Raw genomic sequence first — 1,116 nt, forward strand, 5'->3', positions numbered from 1 at the left:
GGCCGTGGCGCAGATGCGCGCCGCCTTCGACCGTCCGACAGGCCCTGCCAGCGGGCGCCGTGGTCGAGGAACGCGGGCTGATGATCTGAAGCGGCTTCCACGGGATCGCCGCGAACACGTTCTCGATGACGAGCAGGAAGCCCATGAGCGCGGCGATCGCACCGGCCGTGTGACGCATGAGCGCCCCGACCCCGGCCGAGCAGGACGCCGAGGCGCTGTGCCTCGTCATGGTCGAGACCGCGGTCGCTCACCACGGCGACCACCCGCGCCGGGTAGGCGGGGTCGGTCTGGGCCGCCAGCAGTGCGGCGAGGGTCGACCCCGCACCGGACGCCAGGACGACGACCCGGCCGGACCGGCGGGTGGACGGGTGCGGCGTGCTCACGGCTGGCCACCCTACCCAGCGCGGGCCTGACGGCTGCGGTGCGCCCGGCGCGGTGGGCGACAATGACCCGGTGAGCAACCCCTACGCGCCACCGGACCCGACGCGGCCCCGACCCGACCCGGTCCCCCGCGTACGGCCCGACGGCAGCTCACCGGTGCCGCAGGCCCCGCCGCCGCAGCCGCCGGACCCGGTCGAGGCGGCGAAGGCCGCCGCATCGGTGCGCACGACCCTCCTGCTGCTCATCGCCGGGATCCTCGTCGTCGCGCTGCCCAGTCCGTGGTACCTGTCGGCGATCGGATTCGGCCTGGTCGCCGTCGTGGTCGGTGCCCGTGCCGTCGTGCGGGCCTGGCGGGCACATGCGGGCACCCCGCTCGTCGTCCTGGCGGGGATGCTCACGCTCTCGGCCCTGCTCGGTGTCGCGATCGGAACCCAGCTGATCGCGTTGATGCCGGCCAAGTCCGGCTACGAGCGGTGCCAGCAGGCGGCGCTCACCCAGTCCGCCCAGGACGCCTGCACCGCGCAGTACAAGAAGCAGATCGCGAACCTGCAGCTGAGGCCGACGGCCGGCTGAGCCGCGCGGCGCCCGGCAGGGGCGTCACACGGTGACCGGCCGGGCCGGCGCACCGTCTGACAACGTCGGTCGGCCCAGTCGGCGGCCGATGTCAGTCGACCCGGTCGCCGGCGGACCCGTCGTCGTCGTCCGACTCCCCCGTCGCGCCCGGCGCCCGCCAGG

At 75.2% G+C, this 1,116-nt stretch carries 1 protein-coding gene and 1 pseudogene; one reads left to right on the forward strand and one right to left on the reverse strand.

Annotated features, from left to right (window positions below; all coding sequences use genetic code 11):
- Positions 1-229: pseudogene (locus F2B26_RS16395) on the reverse strand (hypothetical protein); the annotation flags it as partial.
- Positions 230-453: 224 nt separating this feature from the next.
- Here F2B26_RS16395 and F2B26_RS16400 point away from each other — a divergent pair.
- Positions 454-954 carry a hypothetical protein gene (locus F2B26_RS16400; RefSeq protein WP_159811144.1) on the forward strand — a complete coding sequence of 167 codons (501 nt, stop codon included), beginning with the start codon at positions 454-456 and terminating at the stop codon, positions 952-954.
- Positions 955-1,116: the final 162 nt, after the last annotated feature.

The organism is Cellulomonas citrea (assembly GCF_009829685.1).
Classification (GTDB): Bacteria; Actinomycetota; Actinomycetes; order Actinomycetales; family Cellulomonadaceae; genus Cellulomonas; species Cellulomonas citrea.